Annotated in this window: 17 protein-coding genes; 10 read left to right on the top strand and 7 right to left on the bottom strand. The window is 72.4% G+C overall.

The window, feature by feature from the left end; all coding sequences use genetic code 11:
• Positions 1-13 precede the first annotated feature (13 nt).
• Positions 14-985: an FAD-dependent oxidoreductase gene (locus ACFYV5_RS03520; RefSeq protein ID WP_389163804.1), complete on the top strand. Its 972-nt coding sequence runs from the start codon at positions 14-16 to the stop codon at positions 983-985.
• 270 nt (positions 986-1255) lie between these two features.
• Here the strand turns inward: ACFYV5_RS03520 and ACFYV5_RS03515 are convergent, their stop codons facing one another.
• From ACFYV5_RS03515 to ACFYV5_RS03505, 3 genes are all read right to left on the bottom strand, one after another.
• The gene (locus tag ACFYV5_RS03515) at positions 1256-1561 is read right to left on the bottom strand and encodes a hypothetical protein (RefSeq protein WP_355115015.1); all 306 of its coding nucleotides are present in this window, start codon (positions 1559-1561) and stop codon (positions 1256-1258) included.
• A gap of 460 nt (positions 1562-2021) precedes the next feature.
• A complete protein-coding gene (locus ACFYV5_RS03510) occupies positions 2022-3341 on the bottom strand; it encodes a M14 family metallocarboxypeptidase (protein ID WP_389163801.1) in 1320 nt (439 codons plus the stop codon).
• Positions 3338-5329 carry a Xaa-Pro dipeptidyl-peptidase gene (locus tag ACFYV5_RS03505; RefSeq protein WP_389163797.1) on the bottom strand — a complete coding sequence of 664 codons (1992 nt, stop codon included), beginning with the start codon at positions 5327-5329 and terminating at the stop codon, positions 3338-3340. Before ACFYV5_RS03505 ends, ACFYV5_RS03510 begins: the two co-directional genes overlap by 4 nt.
• Before the next feature lie 183 nt (positions 5330-5512).
• On the opposite strand from ACFYV5_RS03505, the gene ACFYV5_RS03500 reads away from it, so the two are divergent.
• The 7 genes from ACFYV5_RS03500 (at position 5513) to ACFYV5_RS03470 (ending at position 14215) form a co-directional block, all read left to right on the top strand.
• A complete protein-coding gene (locus tag ACFYV5_RS03500) occupies positions 5513-7081 on the top strand; it encodes a M1 family metallopeptidase (protein WP_389163794.1) in 1569 nt (522 codons plus the stop codon).
• A gap of 109 nt (positions 7082-7190) precedes the next feature.
• The gene (locus ACFYV5_RS03495; RefSeq protein WP_389163792.1) at positions 7191-8186 is read left to right on the top strand and encodes a hypothetical protein; all 996 of its coding nucleotides are present in this window, start codon (positions 7191-7193) and stop codon (positions 8184-8186) included.
• Positions 8187-8297: 111 nt separating this feature from the next.
• Positions 8298-9326: a LacI family DNA-binding transcriptional regulator gene (locus tag ACFYV5_RS03490; protein WP_355115009.1), complete on the top strand. Its 1029-nt coding sequence runs from the start codon at positions 8298-8300 to the stop codon at positions 9324-9326.
• 209 nt (positions 9327-9535) lie between these two features.
• A complete protein-coding gene (locus ACFYV5_RS03485; protein ID WP_355115007.1) occupies positions 9536-10840 on the top strand; it encodes an extracellular solute-binding protein in 1305 nt (434 codons plus the stop codon).
• A 162-nt stretch (positions 10841-11002) separates the two neighbouring features.
• On the top strand, positions 11003-11971 hold the full coding sequence (locus tag ACFYV5_RS03480) for a carbohydrate ABC transporter permease (protein WP_389163790.1): 969 nt from the start codon (positions 11003-11005) through the stop codon (positions 11969-11971).
• Complete coding sequence (locus ACFYV5_RS03475) at positions 11968-12810, top strand: carbohydrate ABC transporter permease (protein ID WP_389163788.1); 843 nt, start codon at positions 11968-11970, stop codon at positions 12808-12810. The genes ACFYV5_RS03480 and ACFYV5_RS03475 overlap by 4 nt, the downstream gene beginning before the upstream one ends.
• A 37-nt stretch (positions 12811-12847) precedes the next feature.
• Positions 12848-14215: a GH1 family beta-glucosidase gene (locus ACFYV5_RS03470; protein WP_389163786.1), complete on the top strand. Its 1368-nt coding sequence runs from the start codon at positions 12848-12850 to the stop codon at positions 14213-14215.
• On the opposite strand, the gene ACFYV5_RS03465 is transcribed toward ACFYV5_RS03470, so the two are convergent.
• Positions 14187-15068 carry an oxygenase MpaB family protein gene (locus ACFYV5_RS03465; RefSeq protein WP_389165049.1) on the bottom strand — a complete coding sequence of 294 codons (882 nt, stop codon included), beginning with the start codon at positions 15066-15068 and terminating at the stop codon, positions 14187-14189. The genes ACFYV5_RS03470 and ACFYV5_RS03465 overlap by 29 nt on opposite strands.
• A gap of 281 nt (positions 15069-15349) precedes the next feature.
• Positions 15350-15838, bottom strand: coding sequence for a hypothetical protein (locus tag ACFYV5_RS03460; RefSeq protein WP_355115000.1), 489 nt, complete (start codon positions 15836-15838; stop codon positions 15350-15352).
• Between the two features lie 159 nt (positions 15839-15997).
• Between ACFYV5_RS03460 and sph the strand changes: the two genes are divergently transcribed.
• Positions 15998-16987: a sphingomyelin phosphodiesterase gene (sph, locus tag ACFYV5_RS03455; protein WP_389163782.1), complete on the top strand. Its 990-nt coding sequence runs from the start codon at positions 15998-16000 to the stop codon at positions 16985-16987.
• A gap of 84 nt (positions 16988-17071) precedes the next feature.
• Here sph and ACFYV5_RS03450 read toward each other — a convergent pair whose 3' ends face one another.
• The gene (locus tag ACFYV5_RS03450; protein ID WP_389163779.1) at positions 17072-17542 is read right to left on the bottom strand and encodes a hypothetical protein; all 471 of its coding nucleotides are present in this window, start codon (positions 17540-17542) and stop codon (positions 17072-17074) included.
• Positions 17543-17645: 103 nt separating this feature from the next.
• Positions 17646-18128 (bottom strand): macro domain-containing protein, encoded by a 483-nt coding sequence (locus tag ACFYV5_RS03445; protein ID WP_389163778.1) that lies wholly within the window; start codon positions 18126-18128, stop codon positions 17646-17648.
• A gap of 100 nt (positions 18129-18228) precedes the next feature.
• Here ACFYV5_RS03445 and ACFYV5_RS03440 point away from each other — a divergent pair, with 100 nt between their 5' ends.
• On the top strand, positions 18229-19575 hold the full coding sequence (locus ACFYV5_RS03440; protein WP_389163775.1) for a M48 family metallopeptidase: 1347 nt from the start codon (positions 18229-18231) through the stop codon (positions 19573-19575).
• The last annotated feature ends 6 nt before the right edge of the window (positions 19576-19581 follow it).

Below are 19581 nucleotides of genomic sequence, written 5' to 3'. Positions count from 1 at the left end.
GTACCGTCCGCGCATGAGCGAACAGGTGATCGTGGTGGGCGGCGGGGTCATCGGTCTGACGACCGCCCTTACTCTGGTGGAGCGCGGGCTCCGGGTGCGGGTGTGGTCCCGGGACGCGGTCACGGCGACGACCTCCGCCGTGGCGGGGGCGCTGTGGTGGCCGTACCGGATCGAGCCGGAGGTGGAGGCGGGTGCCTGGGCGCTCGACTCGCTGCGGGTGTACGAGGAACTGGCGGACGACCCGCTGCGCACGGGCGTCCGGATCGCGCCCGGCGTCCACGCGGACACGGTCCTCGGGGAGCTCGGCGCCTGGGCGCGGGAGGTCGACGGTCTGCGGCAGTTGGCGGCCGATGAGGTGCCGGGGCCGTACGGGACGGGGCTGGCGGCGCAGCTGCCGCTGATCGACATGCCGGTCCATCTGGAGTGGCTGCGGGCCCGGTTCGAGGCGTCGGGCGGGGTGGTGGAGCGGCGTACGGTCACCGGGTTCGCCGAGGCGGCCGAGCGGGCTCGCGTGGTCGTCGACTGCACCGGGCTCGGCGCCCGGGAACTCGTACCGGACGCGCGACTGCGCCCGGTGCGCGGGCAGTTGGTCCTGGTGGAGAACCCGGGGATCGAGGAGTGGTTCACGGCGGCCGACGCGGCGTCGAGCGAGACGACGTACTTCTTCCCACAGCCGGGGCGACTGGTCCTGGGCGGGACCGCGCAGGAGGGCGACGAGCGGCTGGCGGCCGATCCGGTGACGGCGGCGGAGATCGTGGCGCGGTGCGTGCGCATACGGCCCGAGATCGCGCGGGCGCGGGTGCTCGGCTCCCGGGTGGGGCTGCGGCCGGCCCGGTCGGGCGGGGTGCGGATCGCGTCGGAGCCCCTGCCGGGCGGCGGTCGCGTCGTGCACAACTACGGCCACGGAGGGGCGGGGGTGACGGTCGCCTGGGGCTGCGCCCGCAGGGCGGCGGATCTGGTCTGCGCCGGATCCGACGCCGGCTGACCGACCGGGGCGCCGCAGGCCCGATCCGGTCGGCTGACCGGACCACTGCGGCCCGCCCCGGTCAGCCGGCCGGCCGGGTACACCGCAGGTCCGGCCCGGGGTCAGGTGCGCTGCGGCCTGCCCCGATCAGCCGGCCGGCCGGTGCGCCGCGGGCCTGGCCCGGTCGACCGACAGACGCACCGCGGCCCGGCCCGGGCCAAAGGCCGACAGACGCACCGCGGCCCGGCCCGGTCCGAGGACCGGAGCCGGGCCGGGCCGCGTGTCAGCCGGTCAGTTCCAGGGCTTCGGGTTGTTGTTGTCCGCGTCGATGCAGTTGCGGATCTTACGGTCGAGCGCGTCGGCCTGGGCCCGCGCCTTGCGGGCCTCCGCCGTGGCGCCGAGGCGCTGGAGCTTGGCGGCCTTCGACCGGAGGTCTGCCGACTGCTGGCGCATCTTGTTGATCTCGCAGACGACCTTCTTGCCGGCCGCGTGGGCGGGCTCGGCCGTCACCGTCTGTCCGAGCAGCAGGCCCCCGGCCAGCAGCGTCGTGGCGGTGAGGGCGGTCAGGGTGCGGCGCAGCGGCGTCGCGTACGTCATGTGGTTCTCCAACTTCCGGACCCTACGGGCCCGTTCACAGGTATGGTCAGTACCAGTCGGTAACTTTAACCCAGGACGATCAAGGACCGTCACCCGGCGCACCGGTTCCCGGTCCGATCGGCAGAGGAGCCGCGCTGCGACAGCGTGCCCATGACGATCGAGGCGGCGTCCGCACCCGAGACGAAGAAGATGCCGACGAGGATCATCACGATCAGAGAAGGCCACGGTGAGGACGGCCGTGACACCGAACACGAACCGGTCGGTGCGGGCGCGGTGGTGGTGGCCGGGCCGGCCGGGGAGGTTCGCCGTCACCGGCCGGCCCCAACCGGCCGCCCCCGCCTCCCGATCTCTGACCTTCCCGTGACACAGGTGGCAGGCACCTTTCACGGCCTTACGGGAGGAAAGGAACTCACTCCCGTAAGGCCGTGCCACACGCGCCCCGGAGTTTCCGGGGACCAACTCAGCCCCCTCGGCAGACCTCCACGGGCAGACCTGTGGTGAGGCGGTAGGCCGCCCGGCCGTCGAGCAGCAGTGGGACGAGTGCGCGCTGAGACTGCCGCAGGGGGACGAGGACCCCGTCGCCGTCCTGTCGGACCGTGATCCCGTGCAGGGCGAGCTCGTCGCCGAACTCGGCGTACTGCGCACGGTCCAGGCGGTAGCCGCAGGGCGGGTCCTGGATCGTCTCGCCCGGCTCCGCCGGATCGTTGTCGGCGCCCCCGAGCAGCACCGGGCCGCGGTCGGCGAACCCGGTGTGCCGGGCCACCGCCGTGGCCGCGCCGAGCTGTCCGCGCCGCTCGTCGACATAGGCGAAGGCGCCCTTCAGCGCGGCGAGTTGCGTGGTGACGCGCCGTCGCTGGTTGCGGGCGGTGTCGTCCTCCTCGGCCTGGGTCAGGGCTTCGACGCGGGTCTCGACAAGCAGGCCGACGGAGTGCTTGATACCGGCCGTGTTGCGCAGGATCCGCTCCTGGCCGTCGCCCGCGACCTGCTTGATCGGCTTTCCGGTGAGCGGGTCGGTCCAGATCCCGTAGATGCCGCTGCTGAACCCGGCGGCCCCGGCCGACGGCCGGACGTAGGACTCCGACAGGGTGTGGGCCTCGTCGTGCACGCGCGCGTGGGTGTTCAGATTGCGGGGCCAGAGCGCGAGCAGGTCCTTGTCGTAGTGGGGCGAGGTCCCGCCGTACTCGTGCAGGTCGTAGATCACCTCCGGGCGCCGGTCGCGGATCAGGGCGGCCAGCGCCCGGCCCTCGGCGGTCCGCAGCGCGATGTGGTCGCGGTTGACGTCGACGCCGTCGCCGTTGCCGCGGGTGTCGGCCTCGCGTCCGTCCGGATTGGCGGAGGGAACGACGAGGACGGTGGTACGGAAGAGGAAGCGGCGGGTCTCCTGGTCCCGGGCGAACGCGAGGTCCCGCACGGTGGTCAGGCAGGCCTCCCGGCCCGACGGCTCGTCACCGTGCTGGCTGCAGACCAGCAGCATCGTGGTCCCGGCGCTGCCGGCGCCCACCGTGGCGAGCCGGAGGGGGCGGCCCTGCTGTGTCGTGCCGATGGTGCGCACCGAGACGCGGTCGCTGCCCCGGTCGACGGCGGCGAGGAACGCCGTCTCCTCCGGCTCGGTGGTCCACCGGGCGCCCCCGGTCTGTTCGAAGCCCGTTCTCGGGGGCGGGGCGGGGGCCGCGGTGCCCGCGGCCTCCGCGGGGACGGCGACGAGCGGGAGGCCGAGGGCGGCGAGGCCCGCGACGAGGGCGAGCGTGCGCCGGGCGCGGCGGGGCGGCGTGTGGGTCATCGGGCCTCACCCGGGACAGGGATGTCCGAGCGCGAGGGCCCGACACCGGTGAGCGGTTGCCCGGTCCGCGCCGGACGTGCGTCGACCGTACCGGCCGTCGCCCGGGCGAAGGCGTCGACGCCGCCGACCAGCGGCAGCTTCGCCGACGTGCGGGCGAGGTCGAGGGTGATCGTCGGTCGGGTGGACGGGGGGTCGAGGAGGTCCTTGTCCGTGCCGCCGACGATCAGGGCGAGCCGGTGTCCGGCGGGGACGACATGGTCGGTGGCCGCCAGGTTCAGCGTCATCGTGTACGCCCTGCCGGGGGTCAGCGGCCGGCCCTTCCCGGGATTCGCCCAGGTGCCCAGATCCGCCCAACCGCGGCTGACGACCGTGAAGTCCACGTCCGCCGTACGGGCCTCGGTCTCCTTGAAGCAGGCGCTGTCGCCGCTCGTGCTCGCGCCCCAGCAGGACCGCTCGGTGAGCGTGGTGATGCCCTCACCGGCTGCCGTGTAGTCCCGGATCGTGTCCGGGCCGAGGTCGACGAGGACGGCCGTCAGATGGGCGGTCGTGGTCGTCGGTGTGGCGGTGACGGTCACCGTGGAGGGGCCGGAGAGCCGCAGGTCGCGGGCGAGCGGTCGGGTGGCGAACCCTGCCTTGGCGGGGGTCGACTCGTCGATCCGCGCGGCCCAGTCGAGCTCGCCCAGGCCCGGGTCGTCGGTGAAGGTCGCCGTGGCGCCGGAGGCGGCGGGGGTACGGCCGAGGGTGCCGACGCCGGGCGCGGTGCCCGTGCCGGGGCGCAGGGTGGTGGGCTCGGTGGCGCGCGGCGGCCAGGCCCGGTCGGTGGTCCAGCGGTCCGGGGCGCGCTCGATGTCGGCCATCGGCTCGCGGTCGATGCCGTTGTCGTGACCGAGGAGGTAGTGGTCGAACCAGCGGTGCAGCGTACGGACCCAGTCGGCGCGCCGGAAGTCGAAGGGGTCGACGTGACCGGTCTGCGAGAGCCAGATCTTGCGCTCGACGCCGTGGGCGGCCAGGGCGTCCCACCACTGGCCGAAGTGGTGGGCGCGGACGTTCAGGTCCTGCTGCCCGTGCACGACGAAGACGCTCGCCTTCACCTTGCCGGCGTCCGGGACGTGGTTCCGCTCGCTCCAGGCGGGCGTCCAGTCGCCGCTGTACGGGGTGCCGGCCGCGATGCGGTCCTGGACCGCTCCGCAACGGGCCTTGGCGGCAGGGCTGTCGACGTAGTCGGAGAGCCAGCTCGGGTTGGCGTCATAGAGCGGCGCGCCCTGGGAGTGGAAGTAGTCGTACCAGGAGGAGATCGCGCCGATCGGCACGATGGTCTCCAGGCCCTCGACGCCGGTCGCGGCGACGCCGTTGGCGACGGTCCCGTCCCAGCTCTTGCCGATCATGCCGACCTTGCCGGTGGACCAGGTGGTGGCCCGGGCGCGGTCGGAGCCGGTACGGGTGGTGTATCCGCGGGCCCGGCCGTTCAGCCAGTCGACGACGGCCTTGGCGGACTGGACGTCGGAGCGCCCGCCGACGTCGTCGCAGCCGTCGGAGCGGTTGGTGCCGGCGAGGTCGACGGCGACGAAGGCGTACCCGCGGGGAACGAAGTAGTTGTCGTAGAAGAGCGGGAACTGGACGGGGTTCCCGGCCGCGTCGTAGGTCTTCTTCTGGCTTTCGTTGCCGCGTCCGCAACAGGCGTAGTACGGGCTGGCGTCCATGATGACGGGGATCTTCCGGGCCGCGGCGGCGGGTTCACGGGGCCGGACGATGTCGGCGGCGACCCGGTCGGTGCGGCCGTCGCCGTCCCCGTCGAGTCCGGTGTCCACCCAGACGGACTCGCGGATCGCGTCGGCGTAGGAGTGGACGGGCCGCGACTCCCCCACGGGGGAGGCCGCCTGAGCCCCGGTCGGGGAGACGAGCGCGGTCATCAGGGCGGCCGCGCCGGCCGCCACCAGGGTTCTGCACGACAGACGGGCTCTGCGGGTTCTCCGCACAGGTATCGGCATGGGGCGGAACGTACCTCGGTCAACTCCCGAGCAAAAGAATGCCGTCGAGGGGCGGGTGGTTCGTTTCGGCCGAATGGCGATCGTGTGACAGGAGGTGCTCTGGACGTGACGGCGCGGCGGGTGCTGAATAGCGTCGTTAAGGACCGAACACCATTCATGCTTCTTACAAGTGAGGAGCTCTGCATGCACCGCAGACTTGTCGTTCCGAGCGCGCTCGCGGCCTCTCTCCTGCTGGCGATCCCGGCATCGGCCGCGGACTACGTCCCGGGCGCGTCGGGCATCGGCGATCCCTACTACCCGGCCAGTGGCAACGGCGGTTACGACGTCTCCCACTACGACCTGCGGCTGACGTACCAGCCCGCCACCGACCTCCTGGAGGGCACGGCGACGATCCTCGCCACGACCACCCAGAACCTCTCCCGCTTCAACCTCGACCTCGGGCTGAAGGTCAGCGAGGTGCGGGTCAACGGCAAGAAGGCGGCGTTCACCACCAGCGGCGAGCAGGAGCTGGTGATCACCCCGGCGGCCCCGCTGGAGAAGAACCGTACGATCTCGGTCGTCGTGCGGTACGCGGGCAAGCCCTCCGAGGTGAAGATCGGTGGCTGGACAGCCTGGCACCGCACGCCCGACGGCGGTGTCGCCGCCCAGGAGCCGGACTCGGCCGCGTGGTGGTTCCCGTCCAACGACCACCCCCTGGACAAGGCGACCTTCGACGTCTCGGTCTCCGTACCGGACGGCACGCAGGCGATCAGCAACGGCGTGCTGCAGTCGCAGTCCTCACGGCTCGGCCGGACCCGCTTCAACTGGCGTTCCAACAAGCCGCAGGCCACCTATCTGGCCACGCTCGCCGTCGGCAAGTTCGACATCACCACGGACAGGACGGCGAACGGTCTTCCGGTCCTCAACGCCTACAGCAAGGACCTCGGCGACAACGCGGGCGCGGCGCGGGCCTCGATCGAGCGGACGACCGAGGTCGCGGAGTGGCTGGAGGAGGTCTTCGGTCCGTATCCCTTCAACGCGCTGGGTGGTTACGTCCCGAACGTGACCAGCGGCTACGCCCTGGAGACGCAGACCCGGCCGTTCTACAGCCCGCGGCAGTTCGCCAACGGGGCGAACGTGTCGGTGGTCGTGCACGAGCTGGCGCACCAGTGGTACGGCGACAGCGTCTCGGTCGACCACTGGAAGGACATCTGGGTCAACGAGGGCTTCGCCCGCTACAGCCAGTGGCTGTGGTCGGAGAAGGAGGGCGAGGGCACGGCCCAGGAGCTGGCGGACTACGTCTACGCGACGCGTGCGGCCGAGGACCCGTTCTGGACGGTCGAGCCGGGCGACCCGGGTCCGGACAACCAGTTCCACATCGCCGTGTACGACCGGGGCGCGCTGGCGCTCCAGGCGTTGCGCAACGAGATCGGCGACGAGGCCTTCTTCGCGATCCTCAAGGGCTGGCCGACGGAGTTCGCGTACGGCAACGCCTCGGTCGGGGACTTCGTGCGGTACGCCGAGCGGGTCTCGGGCAAGCCGCTGGCCGCGCTCTTCGACACCTGGCTGTACCAGCCGGTGAAGCCGGCCGCGCCGGCCGCCGCGGAGGCGGGGGTGTCCGGGTCACGGTCGGCCGCGGCCGGCGCTCCGGCGTCACCGCGGACCCGGCCGGTGCAGCCGAAGTCCTGGAAGAAGATCGCGGAGACGAACACGATCCACGAGCACGCGGGTCACGCCGGGCACGAGGGGCACGCCGGGCACGAGGGTCACTGAGCACCCGCGCGCCGGGGCGCCCCGCCACCGCCTCCTGGGGCGGGGCGGGGCGCGTCCTGCGCCGTGGGTAGGCTCGCCCGCTGTACGCAGCGGAAGGCGGGAGCGGGCGGTGGTGGCGGTGGAGGGGGAGAGGGACCGGTACGGCGATCCGGCGGTCCGGGAGGCCGTGGCGGAGCGGGTCCACACCGAGTGGGGGCTCGAACTTCCCCGCTCCTTCTTCCGGTTCCTCGATTTTCTCGCCGCGCTCGGACCGGCCGAGCAGCGGGCGCTGCGGGACCTGGAGATCGCGCCGCACGGCGTCATGGACCTGTTCGCGGACCCCTCGGCGCTCCCCCGCGAGGGTCTCGACATCCGGGTGCACGGGCGGTACTACCGCGATCCGCCGGAGTTCCTGACCTTCCTGCACGGCGGCTCCGACGGGCTCCATTTCGGCCTCTGGTCCGACGACGGGCGCACGTGCGACGGCGTCGCCTCGTACTACACCCACGACGGCGGCGGCATCGAGCGACGCCACCGCACCCCGCTGGAGGCGGTACGGGCCCGGATCGAGGGGGCGCACCGCGATCTCGCCGACTACGCGGCCGACGGGGACGAGGTGGAGGCCGCACGCCTCGCCGGCCTCGGGCTGCTGCGGGAGGCGCTCGTGCGATTCGAGACCGGTGAGCGTACGGAGAGGGGGCTCGCGTACTCGGAGGCGTACGTGTACCCCCGGCAGCCTGTCGACACCGACCGGATCACGACCCTGGACGAAGCGGGCGCCCTCGCCTCCGGGAGCACGGCGCTGGACCGTCCGCCGCACGGCGGGGCGGACGCGTACCGCTTCGGCACGTTCCTGGAGAAGCTGTTCGAGGACGCGGGGGCGCTGCGAGCGGCACGGGACGAGGCCCTGCGGCGGGCAGCCGCCGGCGATCCGACGGAGGCGCTGGTGCTCGGGCGAGACCTGCACTGGGCGTCGTACGGCGAGCCGGAGCGCGAGGAGTCCGCACGCGCGTTGCTGGCCGCCGCCTACCGGGGTCTCGGCCGCCCGGCCCTCGCCGCGATCGCGGAGACCCACCACCGCCACCGCGCGCTCGCGAGCGTGGACGTGCTGCGGGCGGCGCGCTGAGCGGCGCGGACCCACGAGAGAGCGCTTTCCCCGGACGCCCCGGCGGCGGCGGCACCGGTTACCCTCGACGCTGTCAGCACCGTCACCCACCGTGCCCGTGAGGAGCCCCCCTTGAGCGAGTCGACGTCCGGGACGCGCCCGACCCTGGAAGCCGTCGCCGCGCGCGCCGGGGTGTCCCGGGCGACGGTGTCCCGCGTCGTCAACGGCGGGGCCGGGGTCCGCGAGGCCCTGGCCGAGAAGGTCCGCACGGCCGTCGAGGAGCTCGGGTACATCCCCAACCACGCGGCGCGGACCCTGGTGACCCGGCGCAACGGCGCCGTCGCCGTGATCATCGCCGAGCCGGAGTTCCGGATCTTCTCCGACCCGTTCTTCGAACGGCAGGTGCGCGGGATCAGCCGCGAACTCACGGCGCATGACGCCCAGTTGGTACTGCTCTGGGTGGAGGGGCCGGGGGACCACGAGCGGATCGCGCGCTATCTCGGGGGCGGCCATGTGGACGGGGCGCTGGCCTTCTCGCTCCACAACGACGACGCGCTCCCCGAGATCGTGCGGCGCGTTCAGGTGCCCACGGTCTTCGGCGGACGCCCGGGCTGGACCGGACCGGAGAACGAACCGCCGGTCCCGTACGTCGACTGCGACAACCGCGGCGGAGCCCGCGCCGCCGTACGGCATCTGCGCGCGCTCGGCCGCCGGAACATCGCGCACATCACCGGGCCGCGCGACCAGACCTCCGCGCTCGACCGGCTCGACGGATACCGGGACGAACTGCCGGACGCCGGGCCGGGTCTCATCGCCGAGGGGGCTTTCACGGAGGAGAGCGGGGCCCGGGCGATGAGCGAGCTCCTGAACCGCCGGCCCGACCTGGACGCCGTGTTCGCGGCCAACGACCTGATGGCCTCGGGTGCGCTGCGGGTGCTGCGCGAGCACGGCCGCCGTGTGCCCGAGGACGTGGCGCTCGTCGGCTTCGACGACATGCGGTCGGTGGCCGAGGTGACCGATCCCCCGCTCACGACGGTCCGTCAGGACATCGAGGGCATGGGCCGGTTGATGGTACGGATCCTGATGCGCACCCTCGACGGCGCGGGCGACGCCGAGCCCGTGATCACGCCGACCGAGCTGATCCGGCGCGCCTCCGCGTGAGGACCGCGCGAGGCCACGTAAGGACCGCGTGAGGACCGCACACCTCCGCGTGAGGACCGCGTCCCGGGATCTCATGTAAGGGCCTTGAACCGTGGGGCTAACAGCCCCGGTACGGCCAGCTGTTACGCGTTCGACTCTTGACGGGAACCTCACCGGGAAGGCACGCTCCTGACGCATTCCTGAGAGCGCTCTCAAACCGGAGGCTTCCCATGCCCACTGCCCGAGCCGCCCGATCGACCGCCGCCCGTCTCGGCGCCGTCGTCCTCACCGGGGCCCTGCTCGCCGCCTGCGGATCCGGCGGGTCCGACGACGCCTCCGACAGCGCGGGCGGGAAGGTCACGATCACCGTCGACCTCTACGGCTCCTTCGGTTACGAGGAGGCCGGGCTGTACGCCGCGTACGAGAAGCTCCACCCGAACATCACCATCAAGCAGACCGACACCGAGGACGAGCAGGACTACTGGAAGTCGCTGCAGACCCGGCTGGCCGGCGGAGGCGGCCTCGCCGACGTCCAGGGCATCGAGGTCGGCCGGATCGCCTCGGTCACCCAGCAGCAGGCGGACAGGTTCGAGGACCTGACGAAGTACGGCGCGGACTCGCTGAAGGGAGAGTTCGCCGAGGCCAAGTGGTCCGCCGCGACCACCAAGGACGGCAAGGTCCTCGGCCTCGGCACGGACGTCGGCCCCGAGGCCATCTGCTACCGCACGGACCTCTTCCAGCAGGCCGGACTCCCCACGGACCGCACGGAGCTGGCACAGAAGTGGGCCACGTGGGACGGCTATCTGGAGCTCGGCCGGCAGTACAAGGCCAAGGCTCCGGCCAAGAGCGCCTGGATGGACAGCGTCGGCAGCCTCTACACGGTCATGGTCGGCCAGGAGAAGGAGCGGTACTACGACGCCTCGGGCACGCTGATCTACGCCGACAACCCGGCCGTGAAGACGGCCTGGGAGACCTCGGCGAAGGCTGCCCAGGAGGGGCTGAGCGCCAAGCTCGACCAGTGGTCGCCCCAGTGGAACCAGGCGTTCTCCACCGGATCCTTCGCGACGCTCCCCTGCCCGGCGTGGATGCTCGGCTACATCAAGGGCCAGGCCGGCGAGGCGGGCAAGGGCAAGTGGGACATCGCCAAGCTGCCCGGCGGCGCCGGGAACTGGGGCGGCTCCTATCTCTCCGTACCGCGTGCCGCGAAGCACAAGAAGGAGGCGTACGAGCTGATCAAGTGGCTCACCGCCCCCGAACAGCAGGCGACGCTCTTCACGAAGCAGGGGAACTTCCCGTCCTCCACCGACGCCATCGCCCAGGTCGCGTCGGCGACGGACCCGTACTTCTCCGGTGCGCCGATCGGCCAGATCTTCGGTGATGCGGCCAAGGCGTCTCCGGTGCAGGTGCTCGGGGTCCACGACAAGAACGTCGCCGACCAGATCACCAACGCGCTGAGCGAGGTGGAGCGCAAGGGCACCAGCCCGGAGAAGGCCTGGTCGAACGCCCGGAAGGGCGTCGAGAACGCCATCGGCTGAGCCGGGGGCGATGGCCGGGTCGAGTCCCGGCCCCCGCCACTCCGCCGCGTCGGTCTCTCCGTCGGCCGTCCCGCCCAGCCACGGCCACTCCCGTCGGGCGGGCCGGCCCGGCCACGTTCGCTCCGCCCCACCCGCACTTCCCCCGACCCGAAGGGCCGCACCGTGACCCTGACCGCCTCCGGGCCGGCGACGGCGCCCGTCCCGCCGTCGCCGGCCCGGTCCCTCCGCCCGGCGCCCCGCCGCAGGTGGGCCGCGCTCGTCCCGTACGCCTATCTCGCCCCGTTCTTCACCCTCTTCGCGGCGTTCGGGCTCTTCCCGCTCCTCTACACCGCCTTCGTCTCGCTCTACCGGGTCGAGTTGCAGACCCCCGGCGACATGGAGTGGCGCGGCCTCGGCAACTACGCGGCGCTGCTCACCGACGAGTTCTTCTGGACCGCGCTGCGCAACACCTTCACCATCGGCGTCCTGTCCACGGTGCCGCAGCTCGCCATGGCCCTCGGCCTGGCGCATCTGCTCCACTACAAGCTGCGGGGCCGGACCTTCTTCCGTACCGCGATGCTGCTGCCGTACGCGACCTCCGTCGCCGCCGCCACCCTCGTCTTCGCCCAGCTCTTCGGCCGGGACTTCGGGCTCGTCAACTACGCCCTGTCGCTGGTGGGGTTCGACCCCGTCGACTGGCAGAACGGCACGCTCGCCTCGCAGATCGCCGTCTCCTCGATCGTCGTCTGGCGCTGGACCGGCTACAACGCCCTGATCTACCTCGCCGGAATGCAGTCCATCCCCGCCGAGCTGTACGAGGCGGCGGAGATGGACGGCGCCTCGCGGTGGCGGCAGTTCTTCCACGTCACGCTGCCCGGGCTGCGCCCCACGATCGTCTTCACCACCGTCGTCTCCACGATCGGCGCGACCCAGCTGTTCGGTGAGCCGCTGCTCTTCGAGGGCTCGATCTCGGGCGGCATCTCGCACCAGTACCAGACCCTCGGGCTCTATCTGTACGAACAGGGCTGGGGCTTCTTCCATCTGGGCCGGGCCGCCGCCATCGCCTGGCTGATGTTCCTGCTGATCCTCGTCCTGGTCGGGGTCAACGCCCTGATCCTGCGCCGCCGTTCACGGAATGAGGGCCGTTCATGAGCGCGCGACGCGTCGCGGGCCGTACGGGCCACGGGGGCCGGATCACGTACGCGATCCTCATCCTGGCCGTTCTCGTCTCCGCCTTCCCCTTCTACTGGACGATCGTCGCAGCGAGCCGCTCCAACGCCGATCTGGCGCGGGTACCGCCGACGCTGCTGCCGGGGCCGAACCTCTTCCGGAACGTCGAGGCGGTCCTGGAAGAGGCCGACATCGGCACGGCCCTGCTCAACTCCCTCGTGGTCTCCGGCTCCATCACGGTCGGCACCGTGCTGTGCTGCACGCTGGCCGGGTTCGCCTTCGCCAAGCTGCGCTTCCGCGGCCGGGGCGCGTTGCTCGCGATCACGGTCGGCACGATGATGATCCCGCCGCAGCTCGGGGTGATCCCGCTCTTCATGCTGATCGCCGAACTGGGCTGGGTGAACCAGCTGCAGTCGGTCATCCTGCCCGGTCTCGTCTCCGCCTTCGGGGTCTTCTTCATGCGCCAGTATCTGGTGCAGTCGCTGCCGGACGAGCTGATCGAGGCGGCCCGGGTCGACGGGGCGTCCTCCGCCCGGATCTTCTGGTCGATCGTGGTGCCCGTCGCCCGGCCCGGGATGGCGGTGCTCGGGCTGCTGACCTTCATGGCCGCCTGGAACGACTTCTTCTGGCCGATCATCGCCCTCTCCTCGCAGGAGCCGACCGTTCAGGTCGCGCTGCGCCAGCTCGGCGGCGGTTATGTCCACGACCAGTCGGTGATCATGGCGGGCACGCTGCTCGGCACGCTGCCGGTGCTGCTCGTCTTCGGTCTGCTCGGCCGGCAGATCGTGGGCGGCATCATGCAGGGCGCCGTCAAGGGCTGAGCCGTATCCCCCTCACTCTCACAGGAGTTCTCCGTTCATGAACGCTCTCTTCCCTGACGGATTTCGCTGGGGCGCGGCGACCGCCGCCTACCAGATCGAGGGCGCGGCGGCCGAGGACGGCCGTACGCCCTCGATCTGGGACACCTTCAGCCGCACGCCGGGCAAGGTGCGCAACGGCGACACGGGTGACATCGCCGCCGACCACTACCACCGGGTCCGCGAGGACGTGGCCCTCATGAAGGACCTGGGCCTCACGGACTACCGCTTCTCGCTCTCCTGGCCCCGGGTCCAGCCGACCGGGCGCGGCCCGGCCGTCCAGAAGGGACTCGACTTCTACCGGGGGCTGACCGACGAGCTCCTCGGCGCCGGGATCCGGCCGGTCGCCACGCTCTACCACTGGGATCTCCCCCAGGAGCTCGAAGACGCTGGGGGCTGGCCGGAGCGCGCGACCGCGGAGCGGTTCGCCGAGTACGCCGGCCTCGCCGCCGAGGCGCTCGGCGACCGGATCACCACCTGGACGACCCTCAACGAGCCCTGGTGCGCGGCCTTTCTGGGGTACGGCTCAGGGGTCCACGCCCCCGGCCGCACCGACGACGCGGCCGCGCTGCGCGCCGCCCACCATCTGAATCTGGCCCACGGCATGGCCGCCCAGGCCCTGCGCGCGTCCGTGCCCTCCACGGCGGAGCTCTCGCTGACGCTCAACCTCCATGCGATCAGAGCCCTTTCGGACGCGCCGGAGGATGTGGACGCGGCCCGCCGCATCGACGCCGTCGGCAACCGGATCTTCCTCGACCCGGTCTTCCACGGCCGTCTGCCCGCCGATCTGGTGGAGGACACGGAGTCGATCACGGACTGGTCCTTCGTACGGGACGGGGATCTGGACGTGATCTCCACGCCGATCGACTCGCTCGGGATCAACTACTACTCCCCCACCGTCGTCGGCGCCGGCACCTCGGAGTCCCCCTCGCCGTGGCCGGGCGCGGCGGACCGGGTACGGTTCCTGCCCGCCCCGGGGCCGCGCACGGCGATGGACTGGCCTGTGGACGCGGAGGGCCTGTACGAGCTGCTGGTCCGGCTGCGCGACGAGCTGCCCGGCCTGCCGCTGGTGATCACCGAGAACGGCGCGGCGTACGACGACTACGCCGACCCGGAGGGCGAGGTCCACGACCCGGAGCGGGTGGCGTACGTCGACGCCCACCTCTTCGCCGTGCACCGGGCGATCGCCGACGGCGCCGACGTCTGCGGGTACTTCCTGTGGTCGCTCCTGGACAACTTCGAGTGGGCCTACGGCTACGGCAAGCGGTTCGGCATCGTCCATGTGGACTTCGCGAGCCAGCGCCGTACGCCGAAGGACAGCGCGCGCTGGTACGCGGAGGTCATCGCGCGCGGCGGTCTGGCCCGCTGAGCCTCGCCTCGCGGCGCGCCTCGCGGGCGATCGGCAGATAGCGCAGCCGCTCGGGGAGTACGGGCACCACGACCCGTACGACCCGGGCGAACCGGCGCAGCCGCCGCTCCTGCTCGTCGGTCCACTCCAGGCCGATGGCCTCGCGGGCGTCCGGCGGGAGCAGGCCGACGGTGACGAAGGAGCGGAAGCGGGCGAGGCGGGGCAGGATCACCGGCCACAGTGCCCTGAGCAGGAACCGCAGCGGCAGGGGGCCCCGGTCGGGCGGGGGTACGGGCTGGTCGGTGGCGACCAGTTCGCGCACCACGACGGTGGCCTCCAGCTCGCCGAGCATGGCGCGGTAGTACGGCCAGAACTCCTCGATCGTGGCGGGCATGTCCCGGTCGTGGATGCCGAGGATGCGGCCGACCTGGAGCCACTCGGCGTAGAGCCGCCGCTCCTGGGCCTCGGTGAGCGGGCGGTGGAGGAGGCGCAGGCCGTGCCGGTAGACGGGGAAGCCGGTGGCGTGGACCCAGGCGTAGTTCGCGGGGGTGAGCGCGTGGTAGGGGCGGCCGTGGGTGTCGAGGCCCTGGATGGTCCGGTGGAGCCGGCGGAGCCGACGGCCCTCCTCGGCCGCGGCCTCGCCTCCGTACACCCAGAGCAGCGCGGAGCGCAGTGAGCGCTCGCCCCGGCCCCAGGGGTCGGTGCGGAAGACGGAGTGCGCGTCGACTCCGGCGCCGACGGCGGGGTGGGCGACCTGAAGAACGAGCGCGGCGGGCAGCATGAGCAGTCCCCGTATGTCCCCGGCGATGCTCCAGAGCACCCCGCCGACGGGCGGCGGCGCGGGTGCCTCGACGGCGCGCCGCACGGCGGACATCGCGCCCGGCTTCACGTGGGGCTCCACGTCCGGCTCCACGTCCGGCTTCACGTCCGGCTTCACCGGCTTCACCGGCTTCACCGGCTTCACGTCCGGCTCCACGTCCGGCGGCGTGGCGGAACGGTCCCGGCTCGCGGGCTCCTGCGGTCCGGTCATGAGGCACTCTCCTTACGTTCTCAGCCTGCCCCGGCCGGGCTTTTCCGGCAAAAGGCGCACATGGGGCGGGGCCGCGTCCCGGGCCTCAGCCCGGGGCGCGGCCCCGACCTCGTGATGCGTGCGTGTCAGGCGCGGTCGGCGCCGACCGGCTCGCCGACGATGCGGCCGGCCAGGGCGCGGGCCCAGGCGTCGACGTCGGCGGAGAGCTCGCGCTCGGCGGCGGCGCGCTCCGCGGCGATGCGCTCGGCTCCGGCGGCCAGGATCGCGTCGCGCTCCCGCATGCCCTCGGCGCGGGCGGCGGCGATGGCGGCCGTGCCCTCCTCGGTGGCCTTGGAGCGGATGCGGGCGGCCTCGTGGCGGGCCTCGGCGAGCTCCGCCTCGTACTGCTCACGGATCTGCGTGGCCTCGGCGCGCAGGTCGTCGGCGCGCTCGCTGCCGCCTTCGATGGCGTCCTCGCGCTCGGCGAGGGTGCGGTTGATCTTCGGCAGGATGCCCTTCGCCAGGATGAGGAAGGTGAGGGCGAACAACACCACGCCGAGGATGAGCTCAGCGGTCACGGGGTTGAGCGGACCGAGGTCCATGTCGAAGATCGTCGAATTCTGCGCGAGGGTCATGCGCGGCATGATACCCGTCCGGGAAAGCGACGATTTCCCCGGGTGATCGAGAGTTGGCATGTTCGTGCCGCCTCGGCAAGATTCCCGGCACCCAATGGCTACCGAAAGGTAACTACGGCTGCTTTGATGTGCGGCGCTGGTTCAACCCCCCACCGACACATGGGAGTTCCTGTGCCGCTCGCCGCACACCGCCGTCGTGCCTCCGGTGCCGCCCTGTCGCTGGCGCTCGCCGCCGCGACCCTGGCCACGGCGGCCCCCTCGGCCACGGCCGCCGAGGCCCCGCGCCTGAAGGTGCTCAGCTACAACGCCTTCCTGTTCAGCAAGATCCTCTACCCGAACTGGGGGCAGGACCACCGGGCCAAGGCGATCCCCGCCGCCGGCTTCTACCAGGGACACGACGTCGTCGTGATCCAGGAGGCCTTCGACAACTCCTCCTCGGACGCCCTCAAGGCGAATTCGGCCGCCCAGTACCCACACCAGACCCCCGTCATGGGCCGGAGCAAGACCGGCTGGGACGCCACCAGCGGGGCCTACTCCGCCACCACTCCCGAGGACGGCGGTGTGACGGTCCTCAGCAAGTGGCCGATCGTCCGCAAGGAGCAGTACGTCTACAAGGACGCGTGCGGCGCGGACTGGTACTCGAACAAGGGCTTCGTCTACGCCGTCCTGGACGTGAACGGGACCAAGGTCCACGTCGTCGGCACGCACGCCCAGTCCACCGACCCGGGATGCTCGGCGGGCGAGGCGGCGCAGACGCGCAGCCGCCAGTTCAAGGCGATGGACGCCTTCCTCGACGCCAAGAACATCCCGGCGAACGAGCAGGTCATCGTGGCCGGCGACTTCAACGTGGACTCCCGCACGCCCGAGCACTCCACCATGCTGGGCGACGCGGGCCTGGCCGGCGCGGACGCCCGCACCGGTCACCCGTACTCCTTCGACACCGAGCAGAACTCGATCGCGTCCGAGCGCTACCCGGACGACCCGCGCGAGGACCTCGACTACGTGCTCTACCGCTCGGGCAACGCGCGCCCGGCGGGCTGGACGAACAACGTGGTCCTGGAGCGGAGCGCCCCCTGGACGGTCTCCAGCTGGGGCACGCAGTACACGTACACCAACCTCTCCGACCACTACCCGGTGACGGCGTACTGAGCTCCGGCGTACTGAGCTCCGGCGCCCTGGATCGGCCCCGGCCCGCCACGCCGCCACCGCGCGGCGGGCCCTCGCCGGGTGCCTTCAGTACCCGTACACGCCGAACTGGGCGTAGACCCAGAGACCCACCAGGCCCGTCACGCAGAGGAGCACCACCCAGGAGCCGAAGCTCGTGTGGCGGCTCTTGCGGGGGCGGGCGGGCTTGGCCGGGCGCTCCGCGCGCGGGCGGCGGCGCTCGGTGCGGAGGCGGGCCGGCTCCGTGTCGGCGGCGGCGACGTCGGCGAGCAGGCGGCGGCAGACCGCAGCCAGCTCGTTCGTGCCGGCGGTGAGGTCGACGACGGTCTCCGAGCGGGCCGGTGCCGTGGTACCGCCGTCGAGGAGCCGTCCGGCCCGGAGACGGGCCTGGTCCTTCCCCCCGGTCGGGGCCAGGCTGATCCAGCGCCCCACGTGCTCACCGCGGATCACCACCCCGCCGCCCCGCTCGCGGTACACGGTGTGCTCCCGCCACAGGACCGCGGCCAACTCCGTGGCCGTCTCCCTGAGTTCCGTGTACATGACCCTCCCCAGTCACCGTTCCCCGTATTCGAACAAGCACGTGACTCTAGCGGCAGGTACACGCCATCCGACGCGCGGGTGGGCCGGTGCCCCTTACGGGCGGTTACGCCTCGACGTCGTACACGGTGACCGGTATCCCCCGCGCCGTCAGCCGTCCGGCTATCAGGGGCTCCACCCGTGACCACTTCCCGCCGGCCAGCCCGCACCCGATGCGCGGCATGTGCACGGACGCCCCCAGCTCCTCCGCCTTGTCGGCGAGCAGCCCGAGCGCCGCGTCGATCGCCTCGTACCGCACGGGCACCCCTGTGCTCCGTCCGGTCCGTATCCCGCGCTGCCCCACCAGGTTGGCCACCCAGACATACGTCCCCACCTGTACGAACTGAGCGGCTCCCAACCCGAAGTCGTTCCGCGCGCGCTCCCGGTGCCAGCGCCGGTAGGCCGCCTCCGGCTCCGGCCAGCGGCGCGATAGCGCCAGGACGAATCCCTTGCCCCAGCCGCCCAGGTCGTTGCAGACATGCGCGATGATCTTGACGCCCTTACCCTGCGGCGCGGTGGCGTCCCCCCGTACATACGTGATCCCCGACATGCCCCCAGGGTACGAGGCACCTCTGACAGCACGGCCCGGCCTGCTGTGCGCCTCCTCGGGGATAGGGTGCGGCCCGCACACACAGGTACAAGGGGTGGGGATGACGGAGACGATCAAGCAGGCCGAGGAAGACAGAGGGGCGCAGGCGCGGGAGCGGGACTGCCCCACTTGCGGGCAGCGGGTCCCGGTCGACCGGCGGTTCGTCGTGTGGTGCGACGCGTGCGAGTGGAACGTGGACCCGGGGGGCGAGCAGGAGACCGATCCCGACGGAGGCCGCGTCGAGCGGCTACGGCGGGCCGTGGCCCAGCGCCATGGTGAGCGGCTCTTCGCCGACCTCGCGCTCCAGCCCGCCTCGGCGTCCCCGCCCGGAACGGGGGTTTCCGGGGTCGTGGCGGTCGCCCTCGCCGTCGCCGTGCACGGCCTCACCGTGGTCCTGGCAGCGCTCGGGCTGTGGCTGCTCATCGGCCGCTGGGGCGAGGGCTTCCAGCCGGCGATCGGAGCCCTGCTCCTCGGCCTGGCCGTACTCCTCCGGCCCCGGTTCGGCAGCTTCACCAAGCTCCGCCAGGACGCGCCCGTACTCGAACGGGCCGATGCCCCGCATCTGTTCGCCCTGCTCGACGAGGTCGCCGCGGCGGTGGGGACGAAGGGCGTCGAGGCCGTGGTGCTCGGCCCGGAGGCGAACGCCGGCGTCCGTACGTACGGCATCCGCCGGCACCGCGTCCTGCGGCTCGGACTGAGCCTGTGGAGCATCCTGGACCGGCAGGAGCGGATCGCTCTGCTGGGCCACGAGTTCGGTCACTACGCGCACGGCGACACCCGCCACGGTCTCCTCGTCGGCAGCGCCCTGCGGTCGCTGAGCACCTGGCGGTACGTACTCGCCCCGAACGGCGGCGACTCCCTCATGGACCTGTTCGCCAACCTGCTCACCGCCCTCCCGCGCTGGACCGTGCACGGCGTCACGCTGCTGCTCGACCAGGCGACGCTACGCGCCTCCCAGCGTGCGGAGTACCTCGCGGACGCATCCGCCGCCCGCGCGGCCGGCACGGACGGGGCAGCCGGCCTGATGGACCGGCTCCTCGTCATGGACAGCGCCGAGGCCGCCCTCCAGCGCGAGACCGTCGCCGCCCGCACCCGGATCGGGGGCCCGAGCCGCGGCGAGGACCGGGAGGAACGCGCCGACGGCCTGTGGGAACGCGTCGCGGCGCAGGTCGCGTCCGTACCGCAGCGCGAGTACGAACGCCTTCGCCGGGTCTCCGAACTGCGCGGTCACAGCGTCGACGACACTCACCCGCCGACCCATCTGCGCCGCCGCCACGTCGCGCAGAGCGACCACCACACGCCCGGCATCGTCCTCGACGCGTCGCGCGAGGCGGCCGTGGACGGCGAGTTGCGGCAGCCGGCCCAGGCGATGGCGCGGCAGATCGTCCGTGACGGCCTCGGTGCCTGACCCTCG

It is taken from the genome of Streptomyces sp. NPDC003035 (assembly GCF_042888285.1).
GTDB lineage: Bacteria > Actinomycetota > Actinomycetes > Streptomycetales > Streptomycetaceae > Streptomyces.
The sequence above is the reverse complement of the archived record's forward strand: the minus strand, read 5'-3'. Positions and strand labels throughout refer to the sequence as shown.